Origin of the sequence: Acinetobacter brisouii, from assembly GCF_008993995.1 — a bacterium.
In the GTDB taxonomy this organism is placed as follows: domain Bacteria; phylum Pseudomonadota; class Gammaproteobacteria; order Pseudomonadales; family Moraxellaceae; genus Acinetobacter; species Acinetobacter brisouii_A.
The window spans coordinates 1-6,524 of record NZ_BKNN01000089.1; the positions used below are offsets into that span (position 1 = coordinate 1).

At 40.2% G+C, this 6,524-nt stretch carries 5 protein-coding genes and 1 pseudogene; 3 read left to right on the forward strand and 3 right to left on the reverse strand.

The window, feature by feature from the left end; translation table 11 throughout:
• The coding region (locus GBN19_RS13910; protein WP_151778540.1) for a polysaccharide pyruvyl transferase family protein at window positions 1-899 on the forward strand (899 nt) is incomplete at its 5' end.
• Window positions 900-1,131: 232 nt separating this feature from the next.
• Here the strand turns inward: GBN19_RS13910 and GBN19_RS13915 are convergent.
• The 3 genes from GBN19_RS13915 to GBN19_RS13925 all read right to left on the reverse strand — a co-directional run bounded on the left by GBN19_RS13915 (window position 1,132) and on the right by GBN19_RS13925 (window position 4,158).
• Window positions 1,132-1,350, reverse strand: a complete 219-nt coding sequence (locus tag GBN19_RS13915) for a hypothetical protein (RefSeq protein ID WP_151778541.1) — start codon at window positions 1,348-1,350, stop codon at window positions 1,132-1,134.
• Window positions 1,351-1,455: 105 nt separating this feature from the next.
• A complete protein-coding gene (gene aspS, locus GBN19_RS13920) occupies window positions 1,456-3,243 on the reverse strand; it encodes an aspartate--tRNA ligase (protein ID WP_151778542.1) in 1,788 nt (595 codons plus the stop codon).
• A 147-nt stretch (window positions 3,244-3,390) separates the two neighbouring features.
• Window positions 3,391-4,158: a DUF4184 family protein gene (locus tag GBN19_RS13925; protein ID WP_151778543.1), complete on the reverse strand. Its 768-nt coding sequence runs from the start codon at window positions 4,156-4,158 to the stop codon at window positions 3,391-3,393.
• A 121-nt stretch (window positions 4,159-4,279) separates the two neighbouring features.
• Between GBN19_RS13925 and znuD the strand changes: the two genes are divergently transcribed.
• The gene (gene znuD / locus GBN19_RS13930) at window positions 4,280-6,295 is read left to right on the forward strand and encodes a zinc piracy TonB-dependent receptor ZnuD (RefSeq protein ID WP_151778544.1); all 2,016 of its coding nucleotides are present in this window, start codon (window positions 4,280-4,282) and stop codon (window positions 6,293-6,295) included.
• Between the two features lie 73 nt (window positions 6,296-6,368).
• A pseudogene (locus tag GBN19_RS13935) lies at window positions 6,369-6,524 on the forward strand (IS4-like element ISAba33 family transposase); the annotation flags it as partial.

Sequence of the window (6,524 nt, forward strand, 5' to 3'; positions counted from 1 at the left end):
ATATAGAAATACTTTATTTTTTAAAAAAAATGAATATTAATGAAGGATTTTTTGATGAATTTACACATATTTGTTTTAATGGAGAAGGTGCTGTTCACTACAAATCTGGGCATTTAATTCGGTTTTTAGGTCTATTGTATTTGGCTAAATATAAAAATAAAAAGGTGGCTTCTATCAATCAAACAGTTGATTTAAATAATAATATTTTTTTAACTAAAGCACTAGTACAGATATATAATAGCTGTGATTTTGTTTCAGTTAGAGAGCCTATATCTTATGAGCTTCTTAAAAACTGTGGCTTAAATAGCTGTAAAATTATTCCAGATGCTGTCTATGGGTTACCTATTCTTAAAGATGATTTTATTTCAGAAACAGTAAAAAAATATAATCTAGAATATAAGAACTATATTACAATGACTGGCTCATCTTTTTTGGATCGTAATAACAAGAGTATTAAATTTTTTAAAAATATTATTGAATTTATATTACAAGAATTTAAAAATAAAAAAATTATTTTTTTATCAAATGCAAAAACTGATTTTTATTTAATTAATAAAATTTTAACTCAACAACCTAATCTTAAAGAAATGATAGAAATAATTGATTCTCATCAGGCGACTTTCTCAGAAGCAATGGCTTTAATAGCCTCATCAAAGATTTTAGTAGGTGGGAGGCAGCATCCTAATATTTTTGCTTTTATATATAAAACACCTTATCTTCCTTTAGAGGGAAATACTTTTAAAAATTTAGGTGTTGCTAAGCTACAAGATTATCCTATTGAACCATTAAGTTGGTCTACTGATTACAATAATTTTAGATCTAAGATTGAGGAAGTATTAGAACTTGATCCTCAAGCCTTTAAAAATCTAAGTATAGAAAAATTTAATATTTTTGGGTAATCAAATTTAGCTTAAATTGAGGCTGTGCGTTAAATTGTGTAATTGCCTGAATTTGTTATGCTCATATTCACAACGTAGTCAGGTAATATGATGAGCGAACAAAACTATACCTATAAGCGATTATAGTACACTACATTATTTCGAAACATAATGTATTGAAATAAATTTATTTCTTTAATAATTGTAGTGCAAGCAATTGTTTTGGCTATACAAGAAAGCAGTTTTTCTTCCATTACTGATTATCCGCATTGCCCTTGAGCACCATATAAATCAAGGCGCAGAAAATAAGCAGGGCAGCAGATAAACTACTGAAACAGAAATATAAAATACGTTGGTGCGTGGTGATATTCATGAGCTGATTATGAATAATATAGTTCATAATGCCCCATTGGACTAAAGAAAACACAATCACCACCAACGAACGGCGGCGCACTTCTGGACGCATAGCCATGGTTTTCACCTAACATAAAAAAAGCAGCTTATTATGCCACTATAGAGAGTCAATCTCAATTACCATAAAAAAACCCTGCCGAAGCAGGGTCTTATCGACAAAAACTTAAGCTTCTTTGGCTTCAGCTTTTGGTTTTTCACGTAAACGGATGCCTAGGTCACGCAATTGATTGGCTTCAACTGGTGCAGGTGCTTGCGTCAATGGACATTCAGCAGTTTTGGTTTTCGGGAATGCAATCACATCACGAATCGAAGATGCACCCGTCATCAACATGATCAAACGGTCAAGACCAAATGCCAAACCACCGTGCGGAGGCGCGCCATAACGTAAAGCATTCAATAAGAAGCTGAATTTTTCTTCTGCTTCTTCTTCACCAATACCTAGCGCTTCAAAAATCGCTTTTTGCATTTCTAAAGTATAGATACGCAGTGAACCACCACCGATTTCAGTACCGTTTAGCACCATATCGTAAGCAACAGACAATGCTTCACCTGGGTTGTTCTTCACTTCTTCAACAGAAGATTTAGGTAAAGTGAACGGATGGTGAACAGATGTCCATTTGCCATCATCAGTTTCTTCGAACATTGGGAAGTCAACCACCCAAAGTGGGGCCCACTCGCAAGTTGCAAGATTCAAGTCATGACCGATCTTCACACGAAGAGCGCCCATCGCATCATTGACAACTTTGGCTTTGTCTGCACCGAAGAACACGATGTCGCCATTTTCAGCGCCAACACGTTTCAACAAATCTAGCACGATTGGCTCAATGAATTTCACGATTGGAGATTGAAGACCTTCGATGCCTTTTTCAAGTTCATTGACTTTGATGTAAGCCAAACCTTTTGCACCGTAGATGCCAACGAATTTGGTGTATTCGTCGATGGCACTACGTGGAAGTGCACCTGCACCTGGTACGCGAAGTGCAACAATACGACCTTTAGGGTCTTTCGCAGGGCCAGCGAATACTTTGAACTCAACGTCTTGCATGAGGTCTGCAACGTCAACCAATTTCAACGGAATACGCATATCTGGTTTGTCAGATGCATAGTCACGCATCGCATCTGCATAAGTCATACGTTCAAATTTATCGAATTTAACATTCAATAATTCATTGAACATTTTAACCGTTAAGCCTTCCATTAAATCCATGATGTCATCGTCACTCATGAACGATGTTTCAACGTCGATTTGGGTAAATTCAGGCTGACGATCTGCACGCAAGTCTTCGTCACGGAAACATTTTGCGATTTGGTAATAACGGTCAATACCACCGACCATCAACAACTGTTTGAACAATTGTGGTGATTGTGGAAGTGCATAGAAGCTACCATTTGAAACACGGCTTGGAACGAGATAGTCGCGAGCACCTTCTGGGGTTGCACGAGTCAAGATCGGTGTTTCAACGTCCAAGAAACCGTGATCTTCGAAGTAGTTACGGATCAGGTTGGTGACTTTAGAACGGAAACGTAAACGATCTAGCATTTCAGGACGACGGATGTCCAAGAAACGGTATTTCAAACGAATTTCTTCAGAAATATTGGTGTTGTCGTCATTGAGTGGGAATGGAGGAGTTTCAGAAGTTGCAAGAACTTCAATCTCTTTACCCAAAACTTCGATTTGACCACTCACCATGTTGGCATTTTCTGTGCCTGCATAACGGCGGCGTACACGGCCTGTAATTTTTAATACAAATTCAGAACGTGCTTTGTCTGCGGTTGCGAAAGCTTCAGGAGTATCTGGGTCAATAACCACTTGCACAAGACCATCACGGTCACGCATGTCAAGGAAGATGACACCACCATGATCGCGACGACGGTGTACCCAACCACATAGGGTCACGGTTTGATCAATTTGAGCTTCGGTTAAAGAACCGCAGTAATGAGTTCGCATCATGTTTTTTAAATCCAAACTATATTGGCAATAGGAGCGTATACGTAAACAGCGTACCGCGAATCAATCAGCGATTATGCCCTTTTAGGTGATGTTGCTCAAGGTTTAGCGTGAAAAAACCAGTGTTAAGGCGACTTAAGGAGGAGGGAGTCATTTTTTAGCCGCTTGAATTTGTGAATATTTCCATAAAAATAAGCCGCAACCGATGCTAAAACACAGCAGCCAGCCTTGTGCAAAGGCTTTAAAACTCCGCCCGATCAGTTCGTCGTTATTTTCCCCAAACTCAAAATGATGCGACAGATAAACACTCAGCATGCCAATGCCACAGAGCAGTGCACAAGCAGATAAACGCTGTAAAAATTTCCGCTGAGCTATCGGTGGTAATTGGGAGTTTTGCCGATATTTGGCAATGTAACGCTTTGACCAGATCCATAGCCAAGGTAAAGCGAGCAATGATGTACTGATTTGTAACAGCCGATGCATCGGGAAATGATGCTCAAATAGCTCAATGCGTTGCTCTAAGAAATCACGGGCTAACCAAGTGCGAGCATCGACATGGGTAAAGCTATCCCAGACAAAATGGCTAATAGTTCCGAGGAGTAATGCACAGATCGTTGTCATACAAAAGACACTTTTCTGCTTTAAGCTCTTTAAATATAAAGAGGAATTTATTCCCAGTCCTATAAAAATCACAGGGCGATACAGCAGATACCACAGTCCCGAAGCCAGCAAACCAATCACTAAGTCAGGGAAGATTAAACCCTGCCACAAGTGACTGATCATCACATTTTTTTGGGTGAATAGGCGAATCAGATCAGGTGTCATACAACCAATGCCTGTTGCAGCAAGTGGAAACTGCCGCTGACTGAGCCGATAAATCACAGGTGCAAACAACATATGCGACACAGTAAATGCCATAAATATGTCTGAGAAATCGAAAAGCAGAAGTTTAACGGAATTATGGATAAAGTACGAATGGGTCTTGCAAATAAATTGATACGTTATAATATTACAACAAATTTAGCACTGGATGCCTACAATGCATTTTAAGAAACATGTGTTTGCCCTCTCGGTTTTATCACTGACCATTCAGCAGGTCATGGCACAAGATGCGCCTGTTACAGAAAATGATTTACCGACTATTCAGCTTCATGCCGACAAAAAATCAACGGTGAATAGCAGCGCAGGCGATGCAGTTGTCGATCAGAAAACCTTAATTGCAGGAGCAACCACCATTGGCAATGCCTTAAATGGTCAGGCTGGCGTGTATTCGGCACAATACACAGGCGGGGTAAGTCGTCCTGTGATTCGTGGGCAAGATGGTGCGCGAGTTAAAATTACCCAAAATGGTGGCGATGCACTTGATGTATCGAGTGTTTCACCTGACCATGCGGTGACGGTTGATCCGAGCTCGGCACAGGAAATTCAGATTTTAAAAGGCCCTGAAGCGTTGTTGTATGGCGCAGGATCGGTTGGTGGTCTGATCAATGTGGTCGATGACAAGATTCCGACTCAAATGCCTGAAGGTGGTTATACAGGTCGCGCAGGGGCGCGCTATAACTCAGGTAGCGATGAACTGTTGTATTCAGGAAATGCCACCATTGGACTAGGTGATCAGTTTGCCTTGCGTTTGGGTGGTTTAAAACGTGACGCCAATAACTATATTTTGCCGAAAGATTTGCAAAGTGATAGCCGTCGCCAAGACAGCACTTTTGCCGATTCTAAAGATTACAACGTAGGATTGTCATGGATTTATGACCGTGGTTATACAGGAATTTCCTTTAGCCAGCGTCATGACCAATATGGTATTCCTGCTGACAATGAACTGTACGGCACGTGTGAACGTAGTGGTAGTAGTTTAACCAATTGCGGTACAGCAACGGGTGGCGGTGATGATGCACAAGGTTGGATTAACCTCAAAGAAAAACGCTATGACATTAAAACTGAGTTGAATGACCCATTTGCAGGTTTTAACAAATTGTCGGCTCAAGCCAACTATACCGACTATCAACATACTGAAATGGCGGGCGATACGCCAGACACTCGGTTTAGCAGTAAAGGCACAGATGCGCGTATTACCTTGAGCAACAATCCGTGGGCGGGTTGGACAGGGCAAATTGGAACGCAATTTACTCAGCAAAAACTCAGTATCGATGGCGATGAATCGTTGATGAATCCCAACACCAGCAAAAAATATAGCCTGTTTGCCTTGCAACAAAAGCAGATCAATAACCTGAATTTTGAAGTGTCATCACGAATTGATCAGCAAAATATCAATATTGATTCAACTCAAAAAGATTATAGTGGTACGGCTTATTCGATTGCAGGTTCAACCAGTTGGGCGTTTATTCCAAACTATAAACTGTCTTTGACTGCATCCCACCAAGAGCGTTTGCCTGTGGCACAAGAGTTGTATTCAGATGGCAAACACATGGCGACCAATACCTATGAATTGGGCGATGACAACCTTGATAAAGAACAATCCAATAACCTTGAACTGGGGCTGCACTTTGACAATGACCGTTTGAAATATAACGTCAGTGTGTTCCAGAACTGGTTTGAAAACTTTATTTATGCCAAAACGCTGGATCAATATGATGATTTTCGCTTAATTCAGTATAGCCAAACTCAGGCGCGTTTCTATGGGGTCGATGCTGATCTGAGCTATCAACTTTCTCCAGTCTGGAATGCAGGTCTGTTTGGGGATTATGTACGCGGTAAGCTAGATAACGATGGCAATGCCCCACGTGTTCCAGGTGGACGTTTAGGCACACGTTTCAAAGCGGACTTTGGCGATGGTTACTCAGCAAGCGCAGAGTATTATCATGTGTTTAATCAGGATGATATTGCCAATTATGAAACCGATACCAAAGGCTACAACATGCTGAATCTAGGTTTGGCATATACGGGTCAGGTGAATGCAAAAACAGGTTATCGTTTATATGCACAAGCCAATAACTTGCTTGATGCCAATGTTTATCAGCATGAATCATTCCTTGCCAATGTGCCGCAAGTCGGACGTAACTTTACGGTCGGGGTAGATTTTAACTTCTAAGACTTTGTACACGACAAAAAAAGATAACTCATTGAAATAATGGCATAATACTTGTTTTCTTACGACGAATATGATGACACATTTCAATGAGTTACATCTCATCTTAAACAAATATCTAAAGTGGAACAAGTCACATGCAAAATGTTTTACACTGATTATGCTGGCATTAATTGTAAAACAGACATGTAATCTTTCTTCTGCATCTAAAGCCTTACCCATCAAGTGCTTA

Coding starts and splice junctions, on each gene's coding strand:
- GBN19_RS13915 (WP_151778541.1), bottom strand. CDS start 1,350: ATGGCTATGCGTCCAGAAGTGCGCCGCCGTTCGTTGGTGGTGATTGTG.
- aspS (WP_151778542.1), bottom strand. CDS start 3,243: ATGATGCGAACTCATTACTGCGGTTCTTTAACCGAAGCTCAAATTGAT.
- GBN19_RS13925 (WP_151778543.1), bottom strand. CDS start 4,158: ATGGCATTTACTGTGTCGCATATGTTGTTTGCACCTGTGATTTATCGG.
- znuD (WP_151778544.1), top strand. CDS start 4,280: ATGCATTTTAAGAAACATGTGTTTGCCCTCTCGGTTTTATCACTGACC.